Raw genomic sequence first — 24,498 nt, 5'->3', positions numbered from 1 at the left:
CGCGCCGCACGACATCGCTCAGATCGGAGCCGGACGCACCGCCGCCGTGCTCGTCTCATCGACCGGGGCCGCCGCGGGCACTCGCGTCGACACGACTGGTCCGCTGATCGTCGACTGGCTGCGGGCACGGGGGTTCAGCGGGGCCGACGCGGTCGTGACCCCCGACGTGGAGGTCGCCGCCGCGCTGGGGAGCATCGTGCATGCCGCACCCGATGTCGTGCTGACCACCGGAGGCACCGGCCTGCACCCGCAGGACCGCACGCCCGAAGCGACGCGCGCGCTGCTGGATCTCGAACTCCCGGGCATCGCGGAGGCGATCCGGGCGGCCGGCCGTGAAGCGGTGCCGACGGCATCGCTCAGCCGCGCGATCGCGGGCCTGGCGGGCGACACCCTGATCGTGAACCTGCCCGGATCGCCCGGCGGCGTGCGCGACGGCCTCGACGTGCTCGAGCCGCTGCTCGCACACGTGCTGGATCAGGTCGCCGGGGGCAGGCATGGCTGAGCCCTTCCTCGCGCTGATCACCGATCGGCCGATCGACAGGGCAGCCGCGGAGGCGTTCGTGACGACCACGGCCGACGGCGCGCTCGTCGTCTTCGAGGGGGTCGTCCGCGACCACGACCACGGTGCCTCGGTGCACGCGCTCGACTATGAGGCGCACCCCGACGCGCAGAGCTTCCTGGCGGCCGTGTGCGCAGAGATCGCGGGTGCCTCCGGCCTGCGCGTCGCGGTGATCCATCGTGTCGGTGCCCTGGAGATCGGCGATGTCGCACTGGTCGCCGCGGTTGCCGCCCCCCATCGCGCGGAGGCGTTCGCGGTGTGCGGCCGGCTCGTGGACCTGGTCAAGGAGCGCACGCCGATCTGGAAGCGGCAGCACCTCGCCGAGGGCACGACCGAATGGGTCGGCCTGTAGGGACTCAGCCGCCCGAGAACCGGGGCAGCACGTCGGCCGCGGCGCCGAGTGCGCGCTCGCGGTCGCGGCTCACGACGCCGTCGACCAGGATCGAGCCGGTACGCAGCACGCGCTCCATCGCCTCACCGTATCGGGACGCGAGCGCATCGCGCAGGGCTCCCACGGTGGCCCCGGAGACCTCGAGGGTCTCGTCGGTGCGGCCTGCGGCTTCCGCGGCGGCCGCGAAGTACCGCACGCGCACCTCAGCCACCGATCGCGCCCATCGAACGCTCCGGCGGTACGAATCCGGGGTCGGCGATGCCGTGCCCGGCCTGCTTGCCCCACATCGCCGCGCGCCATCGGTCGGCGATTTCGCGATCGGTCGCCCCGCCGCGCAGCAGCGCCCGCAGGTCGGTCTCATCGTCACCGAAAAGGCACGAGCGCACCGTGCCCTCGGCGGTGATCCTGGTGCGATCGCATGCGGAGCAGAACGAACGGGTGACAGAGGCGATGATGCCTACCGTCGCCGGACCTCCGTCCACAAGCCACTCCTCGGCCGGCGCGGACGGATCTTCGCGGAGAGTCTCGGCCAGCGTGAACCGGCGTGACAGCACCTCGACGAGCTCGGCCGCCGGAACCATGTTCGCGCGACGCCAGGCGGCGTCGGCATCCAGCGGCATCTGCTCGATGAACCGAAGCCGAAGTCCGCGCTCGATCGCCCACTCCAGCAGCTGCGGCGCGTCCTCGAGCGTCTCGCGCATCAGCACGGCGTTGAGCTTGATCGGTCCGAGTCCGGCGCGCACGGCGCCGTCGATGCCGGCCAGCACGGCCGGCAGACGGTCACGGCGGGTCAGACGGGCGAAGTGCTCTCGGTCGATGGTGTCGACCGAGACATTGACACGGCCGAGTCCAGCCTCGACCAGGCGTGTGGCGACCTTGTCGAGCCCGATGCCGTTCGTCGTCATCGACATCGGCATCCCGGGCGAGGCGGCAGAGGACAGCGCGATGATCTCGACGAGGTCGGCGCGGGTGAGAGGCTCGCCGCCGGTGAAGCGCACTTCATGGATGCCGAGCTCACGGCCTGCGATGCCGACGAGTCGCGCGATCTCCACTGCGGTCAGCAGATCGGCCTTCGGGACGCTGGGAAGACCCTCGGCGGGCATGCAGTAGGTGCAGCGCAGCGAGCACTTCTCTGTGACCGAGATCCGCAGGTCGCGGGCGACGCGACCGAAGGTGTCGACGAGTCCCGGCATGTCGGGACGCCCCGTGGTGTCGGGCGCGCTCGTCGGATCGCGGTGGATCCGCGGCATCCCGAGCGACAGCGTCGACATGTGTTCAGCCTAGGCGCCTCCCATGAATGGGCGGCCTGCCATGAAAGGGCGGGCTCCCATGAAAGGCTGAGCCGGTGCGGGAATTCGTGAGAGGCATGACGCTGCTGGGCCGCGGATTCGCCTACTGGCGCCGCAGGCCGGGCCTGATGGCGCTCGGGCTGGTTCCCGCGGCCATCGTCGGCATCCTGCTGCTCTCGGGGATCATCGCCTTCGCGGTTTCCCTTCCGGGGATCACCGTCGCCATCACGCCGTTCGCCGACGGCTGGCCGGGTCTGTGGGCCACGGTGATTCGCGCGACGATCGGCACCGCCCTGGCGGGTGCCGCCATCGTGCTGGTGGCGGTGTCGTTCACCGCGCTGACGCTGATCGTCGGCGAGCCGTTCTACGAGCGCATCTGGCGATCCGTGGAGCGGGATCATGCTGATGAAATGCATGGCGAGGCCGCGATCGACGCCGACTACGGTTTCTGGCGCTCGATGCGCGACGGACTTGGGCTGTTCGTGCGCGGCGTCGCGATCGCGATCCTGGCCGCCCTGCTCGGGCTGATCCCCGCGGTGGGGGGTGTGCTGGCGACCGTGTTCGCCGTGCTCCTGACCGGGTGGCTGATCGCGGACGAGCTGTCGGCCCGGGCACTCAGCTCGCGCGGTCTGGACCACTCTGCCCGGCGAGTTCTGATGCGTCGGCATCGGGCCCGTGTGCTCGGATTCGGCGTGGCGACGCAACTGTGCTTCATGATTCCGCTCGGCGCAGTCGTCACGATGCCCGCCGCCGTCGCCGGGGCGACGGGCCTTGCCCGCTCGCTCCTGAAGCCCGATTCGCTCTCCGACCGCTGACTCCCCCTCCGGGAGCGGGGCCGGGTTCCTCCCTCGGGGCGCGCAGTCTTCGCGCCCCGAGGGAGGAATCGTCCCCCAATCCGCGGGGCCGGGCTCAGATGGCGACGGCCAGGACGTGACCGCTGGTGACGAGCAGCTCGCCGGCTGAGGCGTCCACCGTCACCGCGCCGCCGTCGACGAGTGCTCCGCTCACGAACAGCTCCGCGATGCGGTCGTCGACCTCGCGCTGGATGAGCCGGCGCAGCGGACGGGCCCCGTACTCGGGTTCGTAGCCATGCTCGACCAGCCAGTCGATCGCGGCATCCGTCATCTCGAAACCGACCTCACGACTCGACAGGCGGCGCTCGGTCGCACCGAGCATGAGGCGCACGATCTCGCGCAGCTCGGGCTTGTCGAGCTTGCGGAACAGCACGATCTCATCGATGCGGTTCAGGAACTCCGGGCGCATCGCCTCGCGCAGCCGGCCCATCACCCGCACCCGCAGGTCGTCTTCACTGCCGAAGCCCGTCGCCCCGCCGCCGTCGGCGATGAAGCCGATCGCGCCGGAACGCGACGCGAGGAATTCGCTGCCGATGTTCGAGGTCATCACGATCACGGTGTTGCGGAAATCGACTGTGCGTCCCTGTCCGTCGGTCAGCCGACCGTCGTCGAGCACCTGCAGCAGCAGGTTGAACACGTCGGGGTGTGCCTTCTCGATCTCGTCGAACAGCACGATCGAGTACGGGTTGCGGCGTACGCGCTCGGTGAGCTGTCCGGCCTCGTCGTACCCGACGTATCCGGGAGGGGCGCCGACCAGACGCGAAACGGTGTGCCGCTCGCCGAACTCGCTCATGTCGAAGCGGATCACCGCGGTCTCGGTCCCTGAAGGAGGCGCGTCGAACAGGCTGACGGCGAGCGCCTTGGCGAGCTCGGTCTTGCCGACACCGGTCGGGCCGAGGAACAGGAACGAACCGACCGGCCGGTGCGCATCGCCCATGCCGGTGCGGTTGCGCCGCACGGCCTTGGCGACCGCGGTCACCGCGTCGTCCTGCCCGATCACGCGCGCGTGCAGCTCGTCCTCGAGGGCGGCCAGGCGCTCGCGCTCGGACTCGGTCAGGCGCTTGACAGGGATGCCGGTGGCGCGGCTGATCACCGCGGCGATCTCGGGCTCGTCCACGACTGCCGCCAGATCGGCGCCGGAGCCTGCAGAAGTACGCGAGGTCGCCTCATCGAGGCGCGCCTGTACCTCGACGATCAGATCGCGGATGCGCGAGGCGTCCTCGTACTTCTCCGCGCTCACGGCGGCGTTCTTGTCCGCCTCGAGGTCGGCCAGCCGCTCGATGAGACCCGACACGTCCACGGGCACGCCGAGCCGCAGGCGCAGACGGGCGCCGGCCTGGTCGATGAGGTCGATCGCCTTGTCGGGCAGCACCCGATCGGGCAGGTAGCGATCGCTCAGCTCGACTGCGGCGCGCAGCGCGGCATCCGTGAACGAGACGCCGTGGTGCTCCTCGTACGCGGGGCGCAGCCCGCGAAGGATGAGGACGGCATCCTCCAGGCTCGGCTCACCGACACGCACCGGCTGGAACCGCCGCTCCAGAGCGGGATCCTTCTCGATGACGCGGTACTCCTTCAGGGTGGTCGCGCCGACCAAGTGCAGGTCGCCGCGGGCCAGGCGCGGCTTGAGGATGTTGCCGGCATCCATCGACCCCTCGCCGCCGCCGCCGGCTCCGACGACCGTGTGCACCTCGTCGACGAACAGGATCAGCTCGCGCGAAAGGCCCGCGACCTCGTCCATCGTCTTGGTGAGTCGCTCCTCGAAGTCGCCGCGGTAGCGGGTGCCCGCCAGCATCGCCGGCAGGTCGAGCGAGACGACGCGCTTGTCGCGCAGCTGCTCGGGCACCGTGCCGGCCACGATCGCCTGGGCCAGGCCCTCGACGATCGCGGTCTTGCCCACCCCGGCCTCGCCCACCAGCACGGGGTTGTTCTTCGTGCGCCGGCTCAGGATCTCGATCGTCTGCTCGATCTCGTCTTCGCGCCCGATCACCGGGTCGAGAGAACCCGCACGGGCGAGCGCGGTCAGGTCGGTGCCGAACCGATCGAGCATCGGAGTCTCGGATGCCGCGGCGTCGGGCTTCCGGTCGGTCGCGGTCGCGCCGCTCGGCGTCACGGTTTCGCGTGCGCCCTGCAGCAGCGCCTCGGCGGTGACCCCCGCCTGCGCGAGGATCTGACCCGCGGGCGTGTCCTGGCCGAGCACGAGCGCGAAGAACAGGTGCTCGGGGTCGACGTACGTCGAACCCGACGAGCGCGCCACCTGGAAGGCGTGGAAGAGCGCGCGCTGGACGGACGTCGTGACGACGGCCCCGTCGACGTCGGCGGAGTCGGTTGCCTGAGGCAGACGCTGCTCGACCGCACGGGCGATTGCGCCCGGGTCGGCCCCCACCCGCTCGACGGCATCCTTCGCCGGCGACTCGCCGACCAGCACCCTCAGCACGTGCAGGGCATCGAGTTCACGCTGTCCGCGCTCGAGCGCGTATGCGCCGGCCTGCTGCAGGAACTCCTGCGTGCGCAGACTCAAGAAGCGCGTGAGGTCGATCGACCGCGACGCGCGGGCGCGCTCACCATCGAGGTAGCGCGCGAGGAACTCGTCGAACGCACTCGAGCCGTTCTCGCCGTCCTTGGGGGTGAAGTCTTCGGGCATTTCTCTCCTGTAGAACTTGAGTCGATACGTGTCAAGTTTATACTTGAGCATAGTCGTATCAAGTTGAACAGGAATGTTCGAAGACTATTCCCGGCTTGGTCATCTGCGGGCTGAGCGGCACTCAGTCGACCAGGCTGCGGATGTCGTCGACGGTGAGCCCGCCGGCGACGGCGTCGTCGGCGCCGGTGCCGCCGAGCACCCGGTCGAACAGTTGCGCCTTGCTGGACTTGAGCGCCATGACCTTCTCCTCGATCGTGCCTTTGGCCACGAGTCGGTAGACGATCACCGGGCGAGTCTGCCCGATACGGTGCGCCCGGTCGATGGCCTGCGCTTCGACCGCGGGGTTCCACCACGGGTCGAGCAGAATGACGTAATCGGCCTCCACGAGGTTGAGCCCGACACCACCTGCCTTGAGCGAGACGAAGAACGCGGGCGCATCCCCGGTGCGGAACCCGTCGATGACCGCGGCGCGGTTGGTCGTGGACCCGTCGAGGTAGGCAGAGGCGATGCCGGCCTCGGTCACCGCAGCTCGGGCACGGGCGAGGAACCGCGTGAACTGGCTGAGCACGAGGGCGCGGTGGCCCTCGGCGGATGCTTCTACGAGCAGTTCCACGAGTGCGTCGATCTTCGCCGACGGCGCTTCACCCTCGTCGACGAGGTCGGGAGCGAGGGCGAGCTGGCGCAGCAGGGTGAGAGAGCGGAAGATCTCGAACCGGTTGGCGTTCATGTCCTCGGCCAGGCCCAGCACCTTCTGCCGTTCACGCGTGAGTCGACGGTCATATATGCGACGGTGGGCGGGGTGAAGGTCGAGCACGAGGTCCTGCTCTTGCTTGGGTGGCAGCTCGGAAGCCACGAGCTCTTTCGTGCGGCGCAGCAGGAACGGGCGGATGCGGCGCTGCAGCGTGCGAAGTCGTTCGCTGTCGTGACCGCGTTCGATGGGTGTGCGGTAATGCTCGGTGAAGCTGCGGCGACTGCCGAGCAGACCGGGGCAGGCCAGCGAGACGAGAGCCCACAGCTCGAGCAGGTTGTTCTCGAGCGGGGTTCCGGTGATCACGAGCGTGAAAGGCGCGTCCAGCATGCGCGCGCACTTGTAGCCCTGCGACGACGGATTCTTGATCTGCTGCGCCTCGTCGAGGATGAGACCCTGCCACTCGAGGCCGGCGTAGGCCTCGAACTCGAGACGGAAGAGGGCGTAGCTGGTGACGACCACGTGCGCCCCGGCAACCTCGTCGGCGAGCGCCGTCCCGCGCCGCGCCCCCATCGCGGTGATCGTCGAGACGCGAAGTTCGGGAGCGAACCGTGCGCATTCGGTCGCCCAGTTGCCGACGACGCTCGTCGGCGCGACGATCAGGAACGGCGCATCCGAATCGGTCGCTGCGGTGTTCGGGGCATCCGACCCGTCGTCCCCCGCGGACGCCGCGCCATCGACGCGGGCCTTCTCGATCATCGCGATCGTCTGCAGCGTCTTCCCGAGCCCCATGTCGTCGGCGAGGACCCCTCCCAGCTGGTGCGTGCGAAGGAAGTGCAGCCACGAGAGCCCGGTGCGCTGGTAGTCGCGCAGTTCGGCGCGCAGGGTCGGCGGCGGGTCGATCTGCGCGAGCTGGTCGTGGTCCGAGAGGCCGCGCACCCGCATCCACCATTCGATCTCCTGCCGGGCGACGACGCCGAGTTCGACGAGCTCCTCCCAGAGGTCGGCTTGGTAGCGGCTGACCCGCGGTGCCGTCGCCGGGCGATCGGAGAGAGCGCTGGCTTCGGCGATGAGCTCGCGCAGGCGCAGCAGTTCAGGGGTGTCGAGCGGAAAGTAGGTGCCACTGGGCAGCACGAGGATCGGCTCGTTCGCGCTGAGCGCGCGAAACAGGGTGGCGAACTCGACGTCTTCGCCGTCGATGCTCACTTGGACGCTGAGATCGAACCAGTCGCGCGCGTCGGGCTGCGCGCTGACGGTGACATCGGGAGCGGCCGATGCTGCGCGGAACACGGGGGCCTCGGCGTTCTCGGTCACCCGCACCCCGTCGAGGGTGCGCAGCGCCGGAAGGACTTCGGCGACGAAGAGGACGGATGCGGCGCCGCTGAGGGTCTGATCGGGCGGAGCGGCACCGCCAGTCGCCGCCGCTGCGCCCGCGGTCGTCCGCAGCAGCGTCTCGGCGTGACTGCCGGCGACTGTGCGTACCGCGTCGATGATGCGAGCTTCGTTCGCGGGGTCGGGACGGATGCTGCCGCCGAAGCGGTCCCATCGCCAGCTGAGATGAGTCTGCCGGTCGCCATGGTCGATGCGCAGCTCGAGCACGGTCTGGGGCGGGGCCGGGACGGCATAGCTGCCGTCCGGCGAGGTGACCGGGGCGATCGCCTGCAGCCGGGGCAGGTACTCGCGCTCGAACCTGTCGCGCCCCTCCACGTCGATCGAGACCGGCTTCGCTTGTGCCAGCAGGTCGCGCATCGCCGGGATCAGCGGCGGATGGATGCGGTGCAGCACGGCGCGCTCGTCGGCTGTGCCGGCGCCGCTGACGCGCGCGATGGCGATCGCGGGGTCGCCGACCAGCAGCATCGGCGCGTCCGGCTCCCACGGCGCCGGCAAGCCCACGGCATTCTGCTGCGCCTCCCGCTCAACCGGCACCAGCTCTCCTCGCACCGCGAGGCGTCTGCGGCTCTCGGTGACCGCGATCCGTGGAGCGAGTGCGGCGCCGGTCAACTGCACCGGATGCTGCGCCTTGCCGGGCGAGACGATCGCGACGCCTGCCGCCTGCAGGTCGTTCAGCAGCGACCACAGCGTGCGAGAAGGAAGGCGGTCGAGCCGCATCCATTCGTCGTCGCGATAGCCGTAGCTCCACGAATAGTCATCGGCGTCGAGAACGTCGAGTTCGCGCAGCAGGTCGAGTGCCGCGCGATCGGCCCGCAGAGCGTCGAGGTTCCTCCACCGGGCTTGCCCCTTGATCCAAGCGCCTCGGGCTCCGCGCATGCCCGGACGGGCGACGAGAGCCGGACCCCGCCGCGACCGGCTCCAGCGCCCTGCCCGGCCGGGGTCGTCGACCGTGACGAACAGGCAGAGGCCGGCGCCGTCGTCTGCTGTGGTCGGCAGCAGCTGATCGAGCGCGCGTTGCCAGGGCGGCGCGACCCGTCGGGGCGCGGATGCCGCCGGCCCGAAAGCTCCCGCATCTTCGCCGGACCCAGCCTCGGACACGGCCAGCAGCGCGGCAGCCACATGAGCGCACTCGGGCGCCTGTTCGCAGCTGCAGTATGCGCTCAGGGCTCGGCGCGCCGGTTCGATGACGAACGAGACCACCCGCACCTCGTCACCACGCTGCGTGGTATCGCGCACCACCGCGTCGACCGAGGTCTGGTGCGCGTCGGAATCGATGTCGACGAGCGTCACGCGCCCTGCCGCGACCAGTGCCCGGGCGTGATCGTAGTAACCGGCCCCGATGGACCGCGCGACCTCGTGCCAGTAATCCATACGCCTATCGTTCCAGGCGCCGCCGACACGCGCGACTCCGGCGTCCCCGGTATGCGAGATCGAGAGCCCGAACTGGTCGACCTGCTCAGCCGCACCTCGGTGGGTTCGACGACACTCCTGATCCGGGGAACTTCAGGCGGCGCCTCAGAGCCCTGCGTCAGCGAGCCGGCGGCGCAGATCGCGTAGTTCCTGGAATCGCGAGGTCGCATCCCGCAGCGTTGCGCCGATGCCCTGCACCTCGTGGTTCGAATCGGTGATGATGTGAATCGTGAATTCGACCGACAACGTGTGCCCATCGGCATGGAGCGCGGGCACCGCCAGCAGGTCGCCGCTGCCGTACCGGCTGTGACCGGTCTGCGCCACCCTGAACCAGCCTTCCCAGTGCCGCGGACGCAGGCGCTCCGGAATGATCAGGTCGAGCGACCGCCCGACCGCCTCGGCGCGCGGAAATCCGAAGACGCGCTCCGCGCCGGAATTCCAGAACCGCAGGATCCCCTCCCGGTCAGCGGCCAGCACCGCATCCGGTCCCTCGAGAATCGCGGCGCCGAGCGCCGCCTCGTCCAATTCCATGCAGACTCCCTCTCGCGCGCCGTTGAGCCCCGGGATGTGTGACGCTCTCCGTTCTATCACAGCGGTCGCGCCGCCGTGTCGCGGATTTCCGCGGCGCCCGCAGGAGCGCGACGCGGGGGACGGGGGTCCCCGAAGGCGACCCCCCGTCCCTCATGCGCTCAGACGGGGTCTGCCACGGGGACCGGCTCGGGCGCCGACACTGGTCGGGCCAGGAATGCGATCACCGCTGCGACACCGGCCAGGACGGCGTATCCGATGAACACCATGGTGTACGACCCGACGGCGTCGAAGACCAGCCCGGCGGCGACCGGGCCGATCGCGCCGACGACGGTCGCGATCGGCAACCGGATGCCGTACAGGCGAGGGTAGGCCTCCCGGCCGAAGTAGTTGGCGATCAACGACGGCACGGCCACGAATGCGACGCCGTACCCGACGCCGAACACGACAACGGCGGTGTAGACGAGCACCGTGTCGCTCGCACTGACCAGCAGCAAAGCCCCTGCCAGCTGCCCGATCAGGCCGACCGCGAGCAGCATCCGGGGTTCGACACGGTCACCGATCGGACCGCCGATCAGTCTCGACACGGCGCTGAGCAGCGCCATCGTGCCGAGCGCGCCGGCCGCCACTCCCGCGGTCACACCCAGAGCACTCAGATGCGCCACCAGCTGGCTGTTCACGATCTGAAGACCCAGGCCGAACACCGAACTGGCGGCGACGATCATCCAGAAGGTGGGGGTCCGCAGCGCCGCACCCACACCCCACTCCCGCGGGGTCTGATAGACCCGCGCCGTCGCGGCGCCCTGTGCGACGCCCGCCGCGGCGCCCTGCGCGACGCCGTCGGGCGCCAGACCCATGTCCTCGGGCTTGTCACGCGCGAACACGAGCCCGATCACACCCGCGATGACGCCCGAGACGGCTATCGCCCACCATGCCGTGCGATAGGTGCCGGTCGCCGCGATCAGGCTGCTGATCGTGGGAGCAGCGATGAAGCCGCCGAGACCACCAGCGGTGAGGAAGATCCCCATGGCGAGCGATCGGCGTCGCGCGAACCAGTTCGTCACCATCGTCGTGCCCGGAAGAATCGTCTGCATCGCCACACCGAGCCCGAGCAGCACCCCCGCCCCGATCAGATACAGCGGGTAGGCGCTCGTGGTGGCCACCAGCGTGGCGCCGCCAGCTGCGACGAGGCCGCCGACGAAGATGGTCCAGCGGGAACCGATCCGCCCGATGAGCCATGCGACCAGCGGCCCGGCCAATCCCAGTGTCAGAGCCAGCAGCGAATATCCCAGTGATGCCTGTGCGCGCGACAGACCGAGCGCCTCAGCCGTCGGGGTGAGCGCGACCCCGAACCCGTAGAACGCTGGTCCTATTCCGAACAGGTACACCAGACACAGCGCACCCAGCAATATCCATCGATACATCTCAGCTCCTTTGCTGGCATGAATATCCGTACTCGCGGGTTCACCGATGAACCGGCGGGTAAGGTGCACAGTATTGGCGTCGGAGCGGCGACGTCAAGACGATTCGGGTGGCACGGCCTCGGCATACTGCCGCGCTCGGGCTCGTCTGGGTGATGCTCTAGAAGTCCCAGTCCTCGTCTTCGGTGGCCTCTGCCTTGCCGATGACGTACGACGAACCCGACCCCGAGAAGAAGTCGTGGTTCTCGTCGGCGTTCGGTGAGAGGGCTGACAGGATCGCCGGGTTCACGTTGGTGACCGACGACGGGAACATCGCCTCGTAGCCGAGGTTCATGAGTGCCTTGTTGGCGTTGTAGTGCAGGAACTTCTTGACGTCTTCGGTCAGGCCGACGCCGTCGTAGAGGTCCTGCGTGTACTGCACCTCGTTGTCGTAGAGCTCATACAGGAGGGAGAACGTGTAGTCCTTGAGTTCGTCGCGCTCGGACTGGCTGACCCGCTCGAGACCCTTCTGGAACTTGTAGCCGATGTAGTACCCGTGCACGGCCTCGTCGCGGATGATCAGGCGGATCAGGTCAGCCGTGTTGGTGAGCTTGGCCCGCGATGACCAGTGCATCGGCAGGTAGAAGCCCGAATAGAACAGGAAGCTCTCGAGCAGGGTGGAGGCCACCTTGCGCTTGAGCGGGTTGTCGCCCCGGTAGTAGTCCATGACGATCTGAGCCTTCTTCTGAAGGTTCGGATTCTCCACCGACCAGCGGAACGCCTCGTCGATCTCCTTCGTCGAGCACAGCGTGGAGAAGATCGACGAGTACGACTTCGCGTGCACCGACTCCATGAACGCGATGTTCGTGTAGACGGCCTCTTCATGCGGGGTGATCGCGTCGGGGATGAGCGAGACGGCACCGACCGTGCCCTGGATCGTGTCCAGGAGCGTGAGCCCGGTGAACACGCGCATCGTGAGCAGCTGCTCGTCAGGCGTCAGCGTGTTCCACGACTGGATGTCGTTGGACAGCGGCACCTTCTCGGGCAGCCAGAAGTTGTTCACGAGACGGTTCCACACTTCGAGGTCCTTCTCGTCCTCGATGCGGTTCCAGTTGATGGCCTGCACGTGGGTGAGCAATGGAAGTTTCTCAGTCATCGGAGTTCTTTCTTGTCGGGTCTCGATACGCCGCTACGGGGCTACTCGACCACCGGCACGCGTCACAACATGCACGAGACGCACTCGGACATGTCCGTGCCCTCGAGGGCCATCTGCCGGAGGCGGATGTAGTAGATCGTCTTGATGCCCTTGCGCCAGGCGTAGATCTGAGCCTTGTTGATGTCGCGGGTGGTGGCGGTGTCCTTGAAGAACAGCGTCAGCGAGAGTCCCTGGTCGACGTGCTGGGTGGCCGCGGCATATGTGTCGATGACCTTCTCGTAGCCGATCTCGTACGCGTCCTGGTAGTACTCCAGGTTGTCGTTGCTCATGAACGCGGCCGGATAGTAGACGCGGCCGAGCTTGCCTTCTTTGCGGATCTCGATCTTCGACGCGATCGGGTGGATCGACGAGGTCGAGTTGTTGATGTACGAGATCGAACCGGTGGGCGGCACCGCCTGCAGGTTCTGGTTGTAGATGCCGTGCTGCTGGATGCTGGCCTTCAGCGCGGTCCAGTCCTCCTGCGTGGGGATGTGCTTGCCGGCGAAAAGCTCGGTGACCTTCTCGGTCTCGGGGGCCCACGCGCGGTCGATGTACTTGTCGAAGAAGGCGCCGCTGGCGTAGGTGGAATCCTCGAAGCCGTCGAACGCGCGACCCTTCTCGATCGCGAGTTTGTTCGATGCACGCAGCGCGTGGAACAGCACCGTATAGAAGTAGATGTTCGTGAAGTCGATGCCCTCTTCGGACCCGTAGTAGACGTGCTCGCGGGCGAGGTAGCCATGCAGGTTCATCTGGCCCAGGCCGATCGCGTGCGACCGGTCGTTGCCGTCCTCGATCGAGCGCACCGAGGCGATGTGGCTCTGCTCGCTGACCGCACTGAGGGCGCGGATCGCGGTCTCGACCGTCTGGCCGAGGTCATCGGCATCCATCGACAGCGCGATGTTCATCGAGCCGAGGTTGCACGAGATGTCCTTGCCGATCTCCTTGTACGAGAGGTCCTCGTTGTAGGTGGTCGGCGTGTTCACCTGCAGGATCTCGCTGCAGAGGTTGGACATGTTGATGCGGCCCTTGATCGGGTTGGCGCGGTTCACCGTGTCTTCGAACATGATGTACGGGTAGCCCGACTCGAACTGGATCTCGGCGAGCGTCTGGAAGAACTCGCGGGCGTTGATCTTGGTCTTCTTGATGCGCGCATCGTCGACCATCTCGCGGTACTTCTCGGTGACCGAGATGTCGCCGAACGGCACGCCGTACACCTTCTCGACGTCGTACGGCGAGAACAGGTACATGTCCTCGCCGTTCTTGGCGAGCTCGAACGTGATGTCGGGCACCACGACGCCGAGCGAGAGCGTCTTGATGCGGATCTTCTCGTCGGCGTTCTCGCGCTTGGTGTCGAGGAACCGCATGATGTCGGGGTGGTGCGCGCTCAGGTACACCGCGCCCGCACCCTGCCGCGCGCCGAGCTGGTTGGCGTAGCTGAAGCTGTCTTCGAGGAGCTTCATGACCGGGATGATGCCCGAGGACTGGTTCTGGATCTGCTTGATCGGGGCGCCCGACTCGCGGATGTTCGACAGGAGCAGCGCGACGCCGCCGCCGCGCTTGCTGAGCTGCAGCGACGAGTTGATGCCGCGCGAGATCGACTCCATGTTGTCTTCGATGCGCAGCAGGAAGCACGAGACCAGCTCGCCGCGCTGCGCCTTGCCGGAATTCAGGAACGTCGGGGTGGCCGGCTGGAAGCGGCCCGAGATGATCTCCTCGACGAGGTTCGTGGCGAGCTTCTGGTCGCCGTCGGCGAGACCCAGGGCGGTCATGACGACGCGATCTTCGAAGCGCTCGAGGTAGCGCTTGCCGTCGAAGGTCTTGAGCGTATAGCTCGTGTAGTACTTGAACGCGCCGAGGAAGGTCTCGAAGCGGAACTTCTTCGAGTAGGCCAGGTCGTTGAGCTTCTGGATGAACTCGAACGGGTACTTCGCGAGGACCGACGGCTCGTAGTACTCCTTCTCGACCAGGTAGTCGAGGCGCTCCTTGAGCGAGTGGAAGAACACCGTGTTCTGATTCACGTGCTGCAGGAAGTACTCCCGCGCCGCGCGCTTGTCCGCGTCGAACTGAATCTTGCCGTTCTCGTCGTACAGGTTGAGCATCGCGTTGAGGGAGTGGTAGTCCATGCCCTCGAAACGCGCGTCCGCCTTGAACGCCGCCTGTTCCTTCACTGCAGCTTCCACCATCGTTCCAATCCTTCGCTCACGCGGTCCACGTCTTCGGGTGTGCCGAACAGTTCGAGCCGGTACAAGTGCGGCACGTGGCACTTGCGGCTGATGATCTCGCCGGCGATGCAGAAGTGCTCGCCGAAATTGGTGTTGCCCGCCGAGATGACTCCGCGGATGAGGCTGCGGTTCTGCTCGTCGTTGAGGAACCGGATGACCTGCCTCGGCACGGCGCCCTTCTCCTCGCCCCGGCCCTGACCGCCGCCGTACGTCGGGGTCACGAGCACGAAAGGCTCATCGACGACGAGGTCGGCATCCGTCGAGTGGAGAGGGATCCGCACCGCGCGTGCTCCGAGCTTCGCCTGGATCTTCTCGACGAAGCGCGCGGTGTTGCCGGAGATGCTCGAGAAGTACACGAGCAGCGGCACTTCCTCTCGCTCGTCGGCGGTCGAGTAGCCGCCGAAGGCGGCGTATCGAGACCCGGTGGCAGAGGAAACGCCCACGGCTGGACCGCTATGCGAGACGGCTGGCGAGCTCGTCGATCTTGTCGGGACGGAATCCCGACCAGTGGTCCTCATCGGTGATGACGACCGGCGCCTGGAGGTAGCCCAGCGCCTTGACCTGCTCGAGGGCGGCGGGGTCCTGCGATAGGTCCAGAACCTCGTACTCGATGCCCTTCGAATCAAGTGCGCGATACGTCGCCGTGCACTGAACGCAGGAGGGCTTGGTGTAGACGGTGATCGACATGTGTGACCCGTTCTCCCTCAAATTCGTGTTTTGCATCCGGTAGGCCCCCACCGGGAGTCCAATACTACATATGGGTACGGACAATGGATAGCACCACAAGGGCTAGTAGTTACATCGGTGTAGTTTTGCACCGCTCTCCACATGTACAACACAGGTTGTCCACCGTTTCATCCACAGGAGAGCAGTTCATCGCGAACCTGGAAAAACCCTGAAACATGCCGGTTTCCGACGCCGCGGCCGCGTCTGTCCACTGCTGCGAACATACGGGTGGGTGCCGACATCGGATTGGCTGTGGAATGCACGTTCGGGCGTGTCGCAGCCTGTCGCAGCCTGAGACCCGGGCCGGTAGCGTTGTCGGGTGGCGGGCTACCGGGATCTTCTGCGCACGCCGGGGGTGGCGCGCATCATGGCCGCGCAGCTGACGGCGCGATTCCCGAACGGGATGACGAGCCTCGCGATCCTGCTGCACATCCAGCACGTCACCGGCTCGTACGGCGCCGCCGGCCTCGTGCTCGGCGCGACCTCGGTCGGCCAGGCCATCGCCGGGCCGGTCACGAGCCGCTGGATGGGCGTGTGGGGCATGCGCCGGGTGCTGACCACCACGCTCGTGATCTGCGCGTTCGCGATCACGGCGATCGCGCTGTTCGAGACGATCGTCCCGGTGTACATGGCGCTCGGACTCATCGCGGGCCTGTCCACTCCCCCGGTGCAATCCGCCGTCCGCACGATCTACCCCAAGATGGTCACCTCGCGCCAGCTCACCCCGCTGTTCTCGTTCGACGCCTCGTTGCAGGAAGTGATCTGGATCGTCGCGCCGGTGGTCATCACCCTGGTCGCGACGCAGGTCGGCACGGTGCAGGCGCTGCTGCTGATCGTGGTGATCCTGATCAGCGGCGGCACGTGGTTCGTCCTCTCCCCCGAGGTCGGGCGCGTGCGCATTCCACGCAGCCGCCGCAGCCTCGGCAAGGTGCTCGCCAAACCGCAGGTGCTGCTGGCGACCGTCATCGGCGTGCTCCTGATCGGCGCGTGCGCGGCGGTCGAGGCCGGCGTCGTCGCCACTTTCGCCCACGGCGGGCTCGAGGCCGGAATCCTGCTGGCCATCTTCTCGATCGGCAGCCTCGCCGGCGGTCTGTCGTTCGGTCACATCCCGATCGGGCGCTGGGCGATGGCGCGCCGCTTGGCGATCGTCGCGGTCGGCCTCTCGCTCACGGTGATCTCGCTCGACATCTTCTGGCTGGGCGGCACGCTGCTGCTCGCGGGCATCGGCATCGCCCCGGCGCTCGCCGTGCTGTTCGCGATGACCAGCGCGAGCGTGAAGTTCAGCGAGACGGCCGAAGCCTACGGGTGGATCGGCACCGGCCAGCTCATCGGCGCCGCGGCGGGATCCGCGATCGCGGGGTTCCTGATCGACGGGGTCGGTCCGCAGGGCGCGTACTGGGCGGCTGCGGTCTTCGCGATCGTGGGAACCGGCGTCGCCGTCGCCTGCGTGCGATGGTTCCCCGACCTCCGCCTCCGCGACCCCAGCCCGATGCCCGACACCGAACCGGTCGGCACCATCACGTGATCTGAGCCGCTCCGAAACCCGAGCACCCGGTCGCGCAGGGCGACTGCCGTCTACGTCGAGATCATGCCCGCCATCATGACCCGGCATGAGTGGCACCCGGGTCGCTCATAAGCTGTGGGCATGCCCGCACCCATCACGCTGCCCCGGTTGTCGTGGGGCGATCCGTCCTCCGATCGGCGCGCCCTGCTCGTGCACGGGCTCGGCTCGAACGGCGCCCTGATGTGGCGGTTCGGCGTCGCTCTGGCCGATGCGGGCTGGCATGCCGAGGCCGTCGACCTGCGCGGGCACGGCCTCGCACCTCGCGCCCTGGACTACTCGATCGCCGCGTACGCGGCCGATCTGAGCGCGACCCGTCCGAGTGAGGGCATGACATGGGATCTCGTCGTCGCGCACTCGCTCGGAGGAGCGGCCACGACAGCGGTGGCGGCATCCGACCCCGGCTGGACCCGACGCCTGATCCTGATAGACCCGGCGATCCAGCTCGCCCCGCGCGACCGCAGCATGGTGAGGACGAGCCAGGAGCGCTCGTTCGCCGACTCGACGCTGGCCGCGGTCCGCGCCGAGCACCCGCATTGGCACGAGCACGACGTAGAGCTCAAGGCGCTGTCGGCCGAGCAGGCCAGCCGGTGGGCCGTCGCGCAGACGATCGTTCAGAACCCCGAATGGGACGAGAGGGATGCCGCGGCCCGCCTGACCGTGCCGACCCACGTCATCGGCTCCGACCCGGAGGTCTACTCGATCTTCACGGGTGCGCTCGCCGAACAGGTGCTCGCCAATCCCGTGATCGCCATGTCGGTGGTGCCGGGCGCCGGCCACTCGCCGCACCGCGACAAGCCCGAAGCCACGATCACCGAGTTCCTGAGGGTCATCGCCGGCTGAGACCCGCCGCCCGGCATCCGCCGATCAGCGCCCACGGGCGGGACATCGGTGCTCTCCTTGCGGCTTTGCGCTTATCGTGGCACGGCGAAGGGAGAATGGCAGGGTGAGCGACTTCGACCCGACCGGCATCCTTCCCGACGATCTGCTCGCGCGCCTCCGCGAGCGGGCAGCGGTCCACGATCGCGAGAACACGTTCCCCGAGCGGGACCTCGCCGAGCTCGCGGCCGCCGGCTATCTCGCGATCCTCGTTCCGCAAGAACTCGGTGGCGCCGGGCTCACGCTCGCCGACGCGTCCGTGCTGCAGCAGCGCCTGGCCGGTGCCGCGCCCGCCACTGCCCTCGCGATCAACATGCACCTGGTGTGGACGGGCGTCGCGAAAGTGCTCGCCGACCGCGGGATCGACGACCTGCGCTTCGTGCAGACGGGCGCCGCGGCGGGCGAGGTCTTCGCGTTCGGCATCAGCGAGGCAGGCAACGATCTGGTGCTGTCCGGCAGCGACACGGATGCCGCACCCCGGGCCGATGGCTCGTACGCGTTCACGGGCACGAAGATCTTCACCTCCCTCTCACCGGTCTGGACGCAGCTCGGGCTGCATGGCCTCGACACCACCTCGGCCGACGCTCCGAAGCTGGTCTACGCGTTCGTGCCGCGCTCGGAGGAGGCCGAGGGCCACCTCGCCGTCAAGGATGACTGGGACACGCTCGGCATGCGCGCCACCCAGTCCCGCACCACACTGCTGCAGGGCGCAGTCGCCCCCGCGGACCGGGTCGTCCGGCGCATCGCGCCCGGGCCGAGCCCCGACCCGATGGTGTTCGGCATCTTCAGCGTGTTCGAGATCCTGCTGGCCTCGGTCTACACCGGCATCGCCCGGCGCGCGCTCGACCTCGCCGTCCAGACGGCGGGCACCCGACGGTCCAAGAAAACCGGGCTGACCTACAGCCAAGACCCGGACATCCGCTGGCGCATTGCCGACATGGCGCTCGCGTACGACGCGCTGCCGCCCGAGCTGGCCACCTTGAGCCGCGACGTCGACGGGCTCGTCGATCACGGCGGCCGCTGGTTCTCGCTGCTGTCGGGAGTGAAGCACCGGGCGGTGACCATGGCCAAACGGGTGGTCGATGACGCGATCCTGGTCTCGGGCGGCTCGTCGTACTTCTCCTCCAACGAGCTCAGCCGGCTCTATCGCGACGTGCTGGCCGGGCTCTTCCACCCGTCCGATCCCGAGTCGGCGCACGCCACGGCCGCCAGTGCGTGGCTGGGCCCACTCGAGGGACCGGCCGCCTCATGAGCCGCACCCCGACTGCCGCGCTGAGTCCCGCCGATCAGAAGCGCCGCCGCGGCCTGCAGGTCATGAAGGGCGTCGCGCTCGGGGGGCTCGTTTTCATGGCGGTGCTGTTCGTGATCGCCTTCGCGCTGCAGGAGCAGTATCCGCCGCTCGCGTACGTCCGCGCGTTCGCCGAGGGCGGCATGGTCGGCGCGCTGGCCGACTGGTTCGCGGTGACCGCGCTGTTTCGGCATCCGCTCGGCATCCCGATCCCGCACACCGCGATCATCCCGAGCCGAAAGGACGAGATCGGTCAGACCCTCGGCGAGTTCGTCGAGACCGAGTTCCTGCGCGGTGACGTCGTGCGCACCAAACTCGAGGAGACCGCCATCGCCGCGAACCTCGGCGAGTGGCTGAGTGATTCCGAGCATGCCGAGCGCGTCGGTGCCGAGGCGTCGCTCCTGGCAGCTGCGGTGCTGGGCGCCCTCAGCGACGACGACGTGAACGACCTCATCGAAGACCTCGCCCGGGAGCACCTCATCTCGCCCGACTGGGGTCTCCCGCTCGGCGGGTGGCTCGGCCGCATCGTGGAGTCCGGCGCCCACCACGGCGCCGTCGACCTGGGCATCGACAGCATTGCGACCTGGCTCGCCGCCAACCACGCGTCATTCTCGGGGCTGGTCTCGCACCGGCTGCCCGCCTGGGTGCCCTCGATCGCGTCCCGCCTGGTCGATGACACCGTCTACAACGAGGCCGTCAAGTTCGTCGCCGCCGTGCAGGCCGACCCGCGGCATCCGGCCCGCATCGCGATCGACGGCTACCTCGATCGTCTCGCCGAGAACCTGCAGCACGACCCGGTGACGATGGCACGGCTCGAAGAGACCAAGGAGACGCTGTTCGACAGCCCGCGCGTACGCGAATTGGCCGCCGAAGCCTGGAACACCGCGAAGGCGGGGCTGCTCGACTCGCTCGCCGACCCGCAGAGCGGTCTGCGTCGCCGCATCGCCCAGGCGGTCGGCGAGATCGGCACGCGACTGACGACGGATGCCGCGCTGCAGCGCCGCGTCGACGGCTGGGTGACCGATGCCGCTGTGTTCCTCGTCGACCGCTACCGCCACGACATCGCATCGATCATCACCGACACGATCGAGCGCTGGGACGCCGCCGAGACCACCGAGAAGATCGAGCTGATGGTCGGGCGCGACCTGCAGTACATCCGCCTGAACGGCACCGTCGTCGGGGCGCTCGCCGGCCTTGCCATCTACACGATCGCGCACGCCCTGCTCCCGTGAACGCACGGCGGGTTTCGCCCAGGTGAACACTCCGTCACCTGCGTCATACCCCCTGGGCCACGGCGATCCGGCGGAGTACCCTGATGCCGTGGCCGATCCCGATCAGCTCCTCTTCAGCTATGGCACGCTCCAGATGCCCGACGTGCAGCTCGACACGTTCGGACGGCTCATCGCGGTCGAAGACGATGCCCTCCCGGGTTACACGGTCGACTACGCCGAGATCGAAGACCCGCGCGTGGTCGATCTGTCGGGGCTCGCGGTGCACCCGATCGTGCGGCCGACCGGCAACACGCTCGACAAGGTCACCGGCAAGGTGCTGTGGATCACCGAGGACGAGCTCGACGCCGCCGACGAGTACGAGGTCGAGCTGTACCGGCGCATCGAGGTGCAGCTGCAGAGTCGCCGCGCCGCCTGGGTGTACGTCTCGATCTGACCCGCGCGGTGGCGCGCCGCAGTAGCGTCGAACCGTGGCTCTCCCCCGTGACGGACTCTGGCCGCGCGCCGGCGACCGGCCGGCTCCGGCCTCGTACCAGGGTGACATCGACCTCGCGCTGATCATGCTCGAGCTGATCGCAGGATTGGGGACGCGCGAATGATCCGACTCGTTCTGGTGCGCCATGCGAAATCCGACTGGACAAACCCGTCGATCGACGACCACGACCGCCCGCTCAACGACCGCGGACTGCGCGATGCCCCGCGCATGGCGCGGGCGCTGGCCGAGACCGGCTTCCGGCCCGAGGTGATTCTCTCCAGCACCGCGCTGCGGGCGCGCACGACCGCGGAGGCGTTCGCCGCGCAGCTCGGCGCAGCCGTCAACCTCGACCCCGACCTCTACGGGGCGCCCGGGCGCACGCTGCTCGCGAAGGCGGCGGCGAGCGCCGCCCGACGAGTCCTCGTGGTCGCGCACGACCCCGGGATCACCGACCTCGCCGCGCAGCTCTCCGGCGACGGCATCGGTCACATGCCGACGTGCGCCGTGGCGAGCTTCACCTGGGATCAGGACGACTGGGACGTTCTGGACGCGGTGGATCCGGTGGACTGGACCTTCGACAGCCCGCGCTGAGCACTGGTTGATGGGCCGTCTCCGCCCGTCCGGGCGCATAACTCCTGCAAGATCGTCGGCGCGATCGGGCTGAGCCGCGCCATCACTGCCGCCGACGCGGCAGCCGCCGCGTAACTGCAGGAGTTATGCGCCGATGCCGGGGGGCCTGGATCCGGATGCCGCGCCCTCCACCGACCGCACGGCTCGTCGTCCCGGCGGCGGAGTTCAGCCGCCTCATCGGGGGTGCGGGCACTAGTCGACCTTGACCACGCTTCCGCCGGTCAGCGCCACCAGTTCAGCGAAGGTCATCGGAAAGACCGTGTGCGGGGTACCGCCCGCCGCCCAGATCTCCGGGTACGCGGCCAGGTCCTCGTCGACCACCGTCTGCAGCGGCTCCGGGTGCCCGGTGGGCGCCACGCCGCCGATCGCCTGACCGGTGGCGCCCCGCACCTGCTCCGCCGACGCGCGACGGATGCTTTCGCGCCCGATGCGTTCGGCGAGCGCCGCGGTGTCGACGCGGTGCGCCCCGCTGGTCATCACCAGGAGCGGTTCCCCGTCAGACCAGAACACGAGACTGTTCGCGATCGCGCCGACCTCGACGCCGAGCGCCGCGGCGGCGAGCGAAGCGGTGGATGCGGCATCCGGAAGCACGACGATGTCGCCGCCGATCCCGGCGGCGCGCAGCGATTCATGGACGATGCGGCTGCGCGCAGGGAGCTGATCGGTCATCCGTTCAGAATAGGCCGATCGGCTCCCACGCGACGCGGTGCCGCTCAGGTCCGCTGGCTCAGCGCGAGGATGTTGCCCTCGCTGTCCGAGAACCAGGCACTGTTCTCGCCCGGAAGCTCGGCCACGCCGTCGACGGTCTTCAGCCCCGGGAAGTCGTAGTCCATGAAGGCCACTCCCTTCTCCCGCAGCGTCGCCATGTCACCGGCGAGGTCCTTCGTCTCCAGCGCGAACACGGTGTTCTTCGCGGTACCGGCGTAGGCGGTCTGGTAGACCATCAGCGGGGTCCCCCCCATCAGATAGAACACCGTGTCGCCGTCCGGTATCTCTTCCGCTACCGGCAACCCCAGTACACCCTCATAGAACGATCGGGCCCGATTCAGATCGGACGCCGCTATCACGGCGACGCCCCGTGCATCTTCGAACATGTTCGTCCCCCTTCCTGCGTTGACTGCATCCCCAGCGCAGAGGGTACTCCGGTGCGGTGCGCGCCGATAGACGGGTGCCGCGCAGGCGACGAGGCGAGCATGCCCTTGCTGGCGCCGAGCCCGTGGACGCGGCAGGCTGGGCATGTGCGCCGTCTGCTTCGCGCTCTCACGCGCTACCCCGTGATCACGATCACCCTCATCGTGGGAATCGCCGTTCTGGCACTGAGCCTGAACGGCCTCGACAACGCGAGCCGCTGGGTCGCGACGCTGTACGTGTCCGGGTTCATCGTGTGGACGCTGGTGGGCATGGTCCGCGACGTCATGCGGGGGCACGTCGGCCTCGACATTCTGGCCGTCGTCGCGATGGTGGCCACCCTCGCCGTCGGCGAATACGTGGCGGCGCTCATCATCGTGCTCATGCTCGCCACCGGAGAAGCACTCGAGGATTACGCGGGCCGCCGCGCCAAGAAGGAACTCACCGCCCTGCTGGACCGTTCGCCGCAGATCGCGCACGTGATCGTAGGGTCGGGCGGCAACAGTGACGAAGTGACGGATGTCGCAGCCGACGACGTGCGGATCGGGGACGTCCTGCTCGTCCGGCCTTCGGAGATCGTCCCGGTCGATGGCGTGCTGCTGAGCGAGTCGGGCTCGTTCGACGAATCGTCGCTGACCGGCGAGAGCATGCCCGTCTCCCGAGCCGCCGGCGAGGAGGTGCTCTCCGGCGCAGTCAACGGGTCGCGTGCCGTGCGCATCCGGGCGATCCGGCGCAGCACCGACAGCCAGTATCAGCAGATCGTCGCCCTCGTGCGGGAAGCCCAGGAGTCACGCGCCCCGGTCGTCCGCCTCGCCGATCGGTTCGCGATCCCGTTCACCGCGGTCTCCCTCGTGATCGCCGGGGCCGCATGGGGCATCTCGGGCGACCCGACGCGGTTCGCCGAAGTCCTCGTACTGGCCACCCCGTGTCCACTGCTGATCGCCGCGCCGGTCGCGTTCCTCGGCGGCCTCTCACGCGCCGCGAAAGCCGGGATCATCATCAAGGGCGGCGCGGTGATCGAGCAGCTCGCACGGGTGCGCTCGGCTGCATTCGACAAGACCGGCACCCTGACTCAGGGGCGGCCCGATCTCATCGACGTGCGACCCACCATCGGGTTCGACGCCGATGAGGTGCTGCGGCTCGCAGCATCCGCGGAGCAGTACTCGTCTCACGTGCTCGCCGAGGGCATCCGCCGAGCGGCAGCCGACCGGGGGCTGGAGATCGGCGCCGCGACCGAAGCGGGCGAAGTCGCGACCAACGGCGTGACTGCGACGATCGGCGGGCGCACGGTGGTCGTCGGCAAACCCGCCTATGTCGCGTCCCTTGCTCCCGACACGCAGCGCGCCGACCTCGAGCCCGGACAGGCCGCTGCATACGTCTCCGTCGACGGTCGCTTCGCGGGCGTCCTCGTACTCGCGGACGACGTCCGGCCGGAGTCGCCCGCGGTCGTCTCGTGGCTGCGCGACCACGGCGTCGAGCGGATCGTGATGCTGACCGGTGACGCACACGCCACGGGCGCCAGCATCGCGCACGAGGTCGGCATCACCGAGGTCCACGCAGAGCTGCTGCCCCCCGAGAAGGTGCATCTGGCCGCCGAGCTTCGCCCGCGACCCGTGCTCATGGTCGGCGACGGCGTGAATGACGCCCCTGTACTCGCCGCGGCAGACATCGGCATCGCGATGGGGGCGAAAGGCGCGACCGCGGCGGGCGATGCGGCAGACGCCGTAATTCTCAAGGACTCCCTCGCGAAGGTCGTCGACGCCGTCTCGATCGGCCGTCACACCCTTCGCGTCGCCTACGCTGCGATCTGGATGGGGATCGCGATCAGCATCGCGCTGATGCTCGTCGCCGCCACGGGGGTGATCCCGGCGGTCGCCGGCGCGCTCATCCAGGAGCTGGTCGACCTCGCCACGATCCTGTATGCGCTGCGCGCGCTGACCGGGCCGCCCAGCGGGCTGGACGAGTCGCAGTCGACGCATGCCGAGCGCGTGACGACATAGCGTCGTCGGCGCC

The 24,498-nt window shown here is 68.5% G+C and carries 23 protein-coding genes; 11 read left to right on the top strand and 12 right to left on the bottom strand.

Going from position 1 to position 24,498, the window contains the following annotated elements:
- Both QZV84_RS03555 and QZV84_RS03550 read left to right on the top strand, forming a co-directional pair.
- The coding region (locus QZV84_RS03555; RefSeq protein ID WP_363331861.1) for a molybdopterin-binding protein at positions 1-502 on the top strand (502 nt) is incomplete at its 5' end.
- Complete coding sequence (locus QZV84_RS03550; RefSeq protein ID WP_292825404.1) at positions 495-911, top strand: molybdenum cofactor biosynthesis protein MoaE; 417 nt, start codon at positions 495-497, stop codon at positions 909-911. The genes QZV84_RS03555 and QZV84_RS03550, both read left to right, overlap by 8 nt.
- Positions 912-915: 4 nt before the next feature.
- Here the strand turns inward: QZV84_RS03550 and QZV84_RS03545 are convergent, their stop codons facing one another.
- Together QZV84_RS03545 and moaA are read right to left on the bottom strand one after the other, a co-directional pair.
- On the bottom strand, positions 916-1,161 hold the full coding sequence (locus tag QZV84_RS03545) for a MoaD/ThiS family protein (protein ID WP_292825401.1): 246 nt from the start codon (positions 1,159-1,161) through the stop codon (positions 916-918).
- A complete protein-coding gene (gene moaA / locus QZV84_RS03540; RefSeq protein WP_292825398.1) occupies positions 1,154-2,221 on the bottom strand; it encodes a GTP 3',8-cyclase MoaA in 1,068 nt (355 codons plus the stop codon). The genes QZV84_RS03545 and moaA overlap by 8 nt, the downstream gene beginning before the upstream one ends.
- A gap of 74 nt (positions 2,222-2,295) precedes the next feature.
- On the opposite strand from moaA, the gene QZV84_RS03535 reads away from it, so the two are divergent.
- The gene (locus QZV84_RS03535) at positions 2,296-3,054 is read left to right on the top strand and encodes an EI24 domain-containing protein (protein ID WP_292825395.1); all 759 of its coding nucleotides are present in this window, start codon (positions 2,296-2,298) and stop codon (positions 3,052-3,054) included.
- Between the two features lie 94 nt (positions 3,055-3,148).
- Here the strand turns inward: QZV84_RS03535 and QZV84_RS03530 are convergent, their stop codons facing one another.
- The 8 genes from QZV84_RS03530 to nrdH form a co-directional block, all read right to left on the bottom strand.
- Complete coding sequence (locus QZV84_RS03530) at positions 3,149-5,734, bottom strand: ATP-dependent Clp protease ATP-binding subunit (RefSeq protein WP_292825392.1); 2,586 nt, start codon at positions 5,732-5,734, stop codon at positions 3,149-3,151.
- Between the two features lie 121 nt (positions 5,735-5,855).
- Positions 5,856-9,185, bottom strand: a complete 3,330-nt coding sequence (locus QZV84_RS03525; protein WP_292825389.1) for a DEAD/DEAH box helicase — start codon at positions 9,183-9,185, stop codon at positions 5,856-5,858.
- 144 nt (positions 9,186-9,329) lie between these two features.
- Complete coding sequence (locus QZV84_RS03520; RefSeq protein ID WP_292825386.1) at positions 9,330-9,755, bottom strand: PAS domain-containing protein; 426 nt, start codon at positions 9,753-9,755, stop codon at positions 9,330-9,332.
- A gap of 158 nt (positions 9,756-9,913) precedes the next feature.
- A complete protein-coding gene (locus QZV84_RS03515; RefSeq protein WP_292825383.1) occupies positions 9,914-11,176 on the bottom strand; it encodes an MFS transporter in 1,263 nt (420 codons plus the stop codon).
- A gap of 157 nt (positions 11,177-11,333) precedes the next feature.
- Positions 11,334-12,308 carry a class 1b ribonucleoside-diphosphate reductase subunit beta gene (gene nrdF / locus QZV84_RS03510; protein WP_292825380.1) on the bottom strand — a complete coding sequence of 325 codons (975 nt, stop codon included), beginning with the start codon at positions 12,306-12,308 and terminating at the stop codon, positions 11,334-11,336.
- Between the two features lie 62 nt (positions 12,309-12,370).
- Positions 12,371-14,530, bottom strand: coding sequence for a class 1b ribonucleoside-diphosphate reductase subunit alpha (gene nrdE / locus QZV84_RS03505; RefSeq protein WP_292825376.1), 2,160 nt, complete (start codon positions 14,528-14,530; stop codon positions 12,371-12,373).
- Positions 14,512-14,937, bottom strand: a complete 426-nt coding sequence (gene nrdI, locus QZV84_RS03500) for a class Ib ribonucleoside-diphosphate reductase assembly flavoprotein NrdI (protein WP_292825450.1) — start codon at positions 14,935-14,937, stop codon at positions 14,512-14,514. The genes nrdE and nrdI overlap by 19 nt, the downstream gene beginning before the upstream one ends.
- A gap of 85 nt (positions 14,938-15,022) precedes the next feature.
- A complete protein-coding gene (gene nrdH / locus QZV84_RS03495; protein ID WP_091709149.1) occupies positions 15,023-15,256 on the bottom strand; it encodes a glutaredoxin-like protein NrdH in 234 nt (77 codons plus the stop codon).
- Positions 15,257-15,614: 358 nt separating this feature from the next.
- Between nrdH and QZV84_RS03490 the strand changes: the two genes are divergently transcribed.
- From QZV84_RS03490 to QZV84_RS03460, 7 genes are all read left to right on the top strand, one after another.
- Positions 15,615-16,820, top strand: coding sequence for an MFS transporter (locus QZV84_RS03490; protein ID WP_292825370.1), 1,206 nt, complete (start codon positions 15,615-15,617; stop codon positions 16,818-16,820).
- A 120-nt stretch (positions 16,821-16,940) separates the two neighbouring features.
- Positions 16,941-17,699: an alpha/beta hydrolase gene (locus tag QZV84_RS03485; RefSeq protein WP_292825367.1), complete on the top strand. Its 759-nt coding sequence runs from the start codon at positions 16,941-16,943 to the stop codon at positions 17,697-17,699.
- A 103-nt stretch (positions 17,700-17,802) separates the two neighbouring features.
- Entirely contained in the window at positions 17,803-18,987 is a 1,185-nt protein-coding gene (locus QZV84_RS03480; RefSeq protein WP_292825364.1) for an acyl-CoA dehydrogenase family protein, read from the top strand.
- Positions 18,984-20,255 (top strand): DUF445 domain-containing protein, encoded by a 1,272-nt coding sequence (locus QZV84_RS03475; RefSeq protein ID WP_292825361.1) that lies wholly within the window; start codon positions 18,984-18,986, stop codon positions 20,253-20,255. The genes QZV84_RS03480 and QZV84_RS03475 overlap by 4 nt, the downstream gene beginning before the upstream one ends.
- A gap of 88 nt (positions 20,256-20,343) precedes the next feature.
- A complete protein-coding gene (locus QZV84_RS03470; RefSeq protein WP_292825358.1) occupies positions 20,344-20,688 on the top strand; it encodes a gamma-glutamylcyclotransferase family protein in 345 nt (114 codons plus the stop codon).
- Between the two features lie 34 nt (positions 20,689-20,722).
- The gene (locus QZV84_RS03465; RefSeq protein WP_292825355.1) at positions 20,723-20,851 is read left to right on the top strand and encodes a hypothetical protein; all 129 of its coding nucleotides are present in this window, start codon (positions 20,723-20,725) and stop codon (positions 20,849-20,851) included.
- Positions 20,848-21,318, top strand: coding sequence for a histidine phosphatase family protein (locus tag QZV84_RS03460; RefSeq protein ID WP_292825352.1), 471 nt, complete (start codon positions 20,848-20,850; stop codon positions 21,316-21,318). Before QZV84_RS03465 ends, QZV84_RS03460 begins: the two co-directional genes overlap by 4 nt.
- Before the next feature lie 231 nt (positions 21,319-21,549).
- Here QZV84_RS03460 and QZV84_RS03455 read toward each other — a convergent pair whose 3' ends face one another.
- Both QZV84_RS03455 and QZV84_RS03450 read right to left on the bottom strand, forming a co-directional pair.
- A complete protein-coding gene (locus QZV84_RS03455; RefSeq protein ID WP_292825349.1) occupies positions 21,550-22,026 on the bottom strand; it encodes a YbaK/EbsC family protein in 477 nt (158 codons plus the stop codon).
- A 44-nt stretch (positions 22,027-22,070) separates the two neighbouring features.
- Complete coding sequence (locus QZV84_RS03450; RefSeq protein WP_292825346.1) at positions 22,071-22,451, bottom strand: VOC family protein; 381 nt, start codon at positions 22,449-22,451, stop codon at positions 22,071-22,073.
- 99 nt (positions 22,452-22,550) lie between these two features.
- Here QZV84_RS03450 and QZV84_RS03445 point away from each other — a divergent pair, with 99 nt between their 5' ends.
- Complete coding sequence (locus QZV84_RS03445; protein ID WP_292825344.1) at positions 22,551-24,485, top strand: heavy metal translocating P-type ATPase; 1,935 nt, start codon at positions 22,551-22,553, stop codon at positions 24,483-24,485.
- The last annotated feature ends 13 nt before the right edge of the window (positions 24,486-24,498 follow it).

It is taken from the genome of Microbacterium sp. (assembly GCF_011620715.1).
GTDB lineage: Bacteria > Actinomycetota > Actinomycetes > Actinomycetales > Microbacteriaceae > Microbacterium.
This window is presented reverse-complemented; position numbering and strand designations above follow the sequence as displayed.

Bases quoted from the DNA above. Each gene is read 5' to 3' on its own strand.
- QZV84_RS03550 (WP_292825404.1), top strand. From the start codon at position 495: ATGGCTGAGCCCTTCCTCGCGCTGATCACCGATCGGCCGATCGACAGG.
- moaA (WP_292825398.1), bottom strand. From the start codon at position 2,221: ATGTCGACGCTGTCGCTCGGGATGCCGCGGATCCACCGCGATCCGACG.
- QZV84_RS03530 (WP_292825392.1), bottom strand. From the start codon at position 5,734: ATGCCCGAAGACTTCACCCCCAAGGACGGCGAGAACGGCTCGAGTGCG.
- QZV84_RS03525 (WP_292825389.1), bottom strand. From the start codon at position 9,185: ATGGATTACTGGCACGAGGTCGCGCGGTCCATCGGGGCCGGTTACTAC.
- QZV84_RS03520 (WP_292825386.1), bottom strand. From the start codon at position 9,755: ATGGAATTGGACGAGGCGGCGCTCGGCGCCGCGATTCTCGAGGGACCG.
- QZV84_RS03515 (WP_292825383.1), bottom strand. From the start codon at position 11,176: ATGTATCGATGGATATTGCTGGGTGCGCTGTGTCTGGTGTACCTGTTC.
- nrdF (WP_292825380.1), bottom strand. From the start codon at position 12,308: ATGACTGAGAAACTTCCATTGCTCACCCACGTGCAGGCCATCAACTGG.
- nrdE (WP_292825376.1), bottom strand. From the start codon at position 14,530: ATGGTGGAAGCTGCAGTGAAGGAACAGGCGGCGTTCAAGGCGGACGCG.
- nrdH (WP_091709149.1), bottom strand. From the start codon at position 15,256: ATGTCGATCACCGTCTACACCAAGCCCTCCTGCGTTCAGTGCACGGCG.
- QZV84_RS03485 (WP_292825367.1), top strand. From the start codon at position 16,941: ATGCCCGCACCCATCACGCTGCCCCGGTTGTCGTGGGGCGATCCGTCC.
- QZV84_RS03475 (WP_292825361.1), top strand. From the start codon at position 18,984: ATGAGCCGCACCCCGACTGCCGCGCTGAGTCCCGCCGATCAGAAGCGC.
- QZV84_RS03460 (WP_292825352.1), top strand. From the start codon at position 20,848: ATGATCCGACTCGTTCTGGTGCGCCATGCGAAATCCGACTGGACAAAC.
- QZV84_RS03455 (WP_292825349.1), bottom strand. From the start codon at position 22,026: ATGACCGATCAGCTCCCTGCGCGCAGCCGCATCGTCCATGAATCGCTG.
- QZV84_RS03450 (WP_292825346.1), bottom strand. From the start codon at position 22,451: ATGTTCGAAGATGCACGGGGCGTCGCCGTGATAGCGGCGTCCGATCTG.
- QZV84_RS03445 (WP_292825344.1), top strand. From the start codon at position 22,551: ATGCCCTTGCTGGCGCCGAGCCCGTGGACGCGGCAGGCTGGGCATGTG.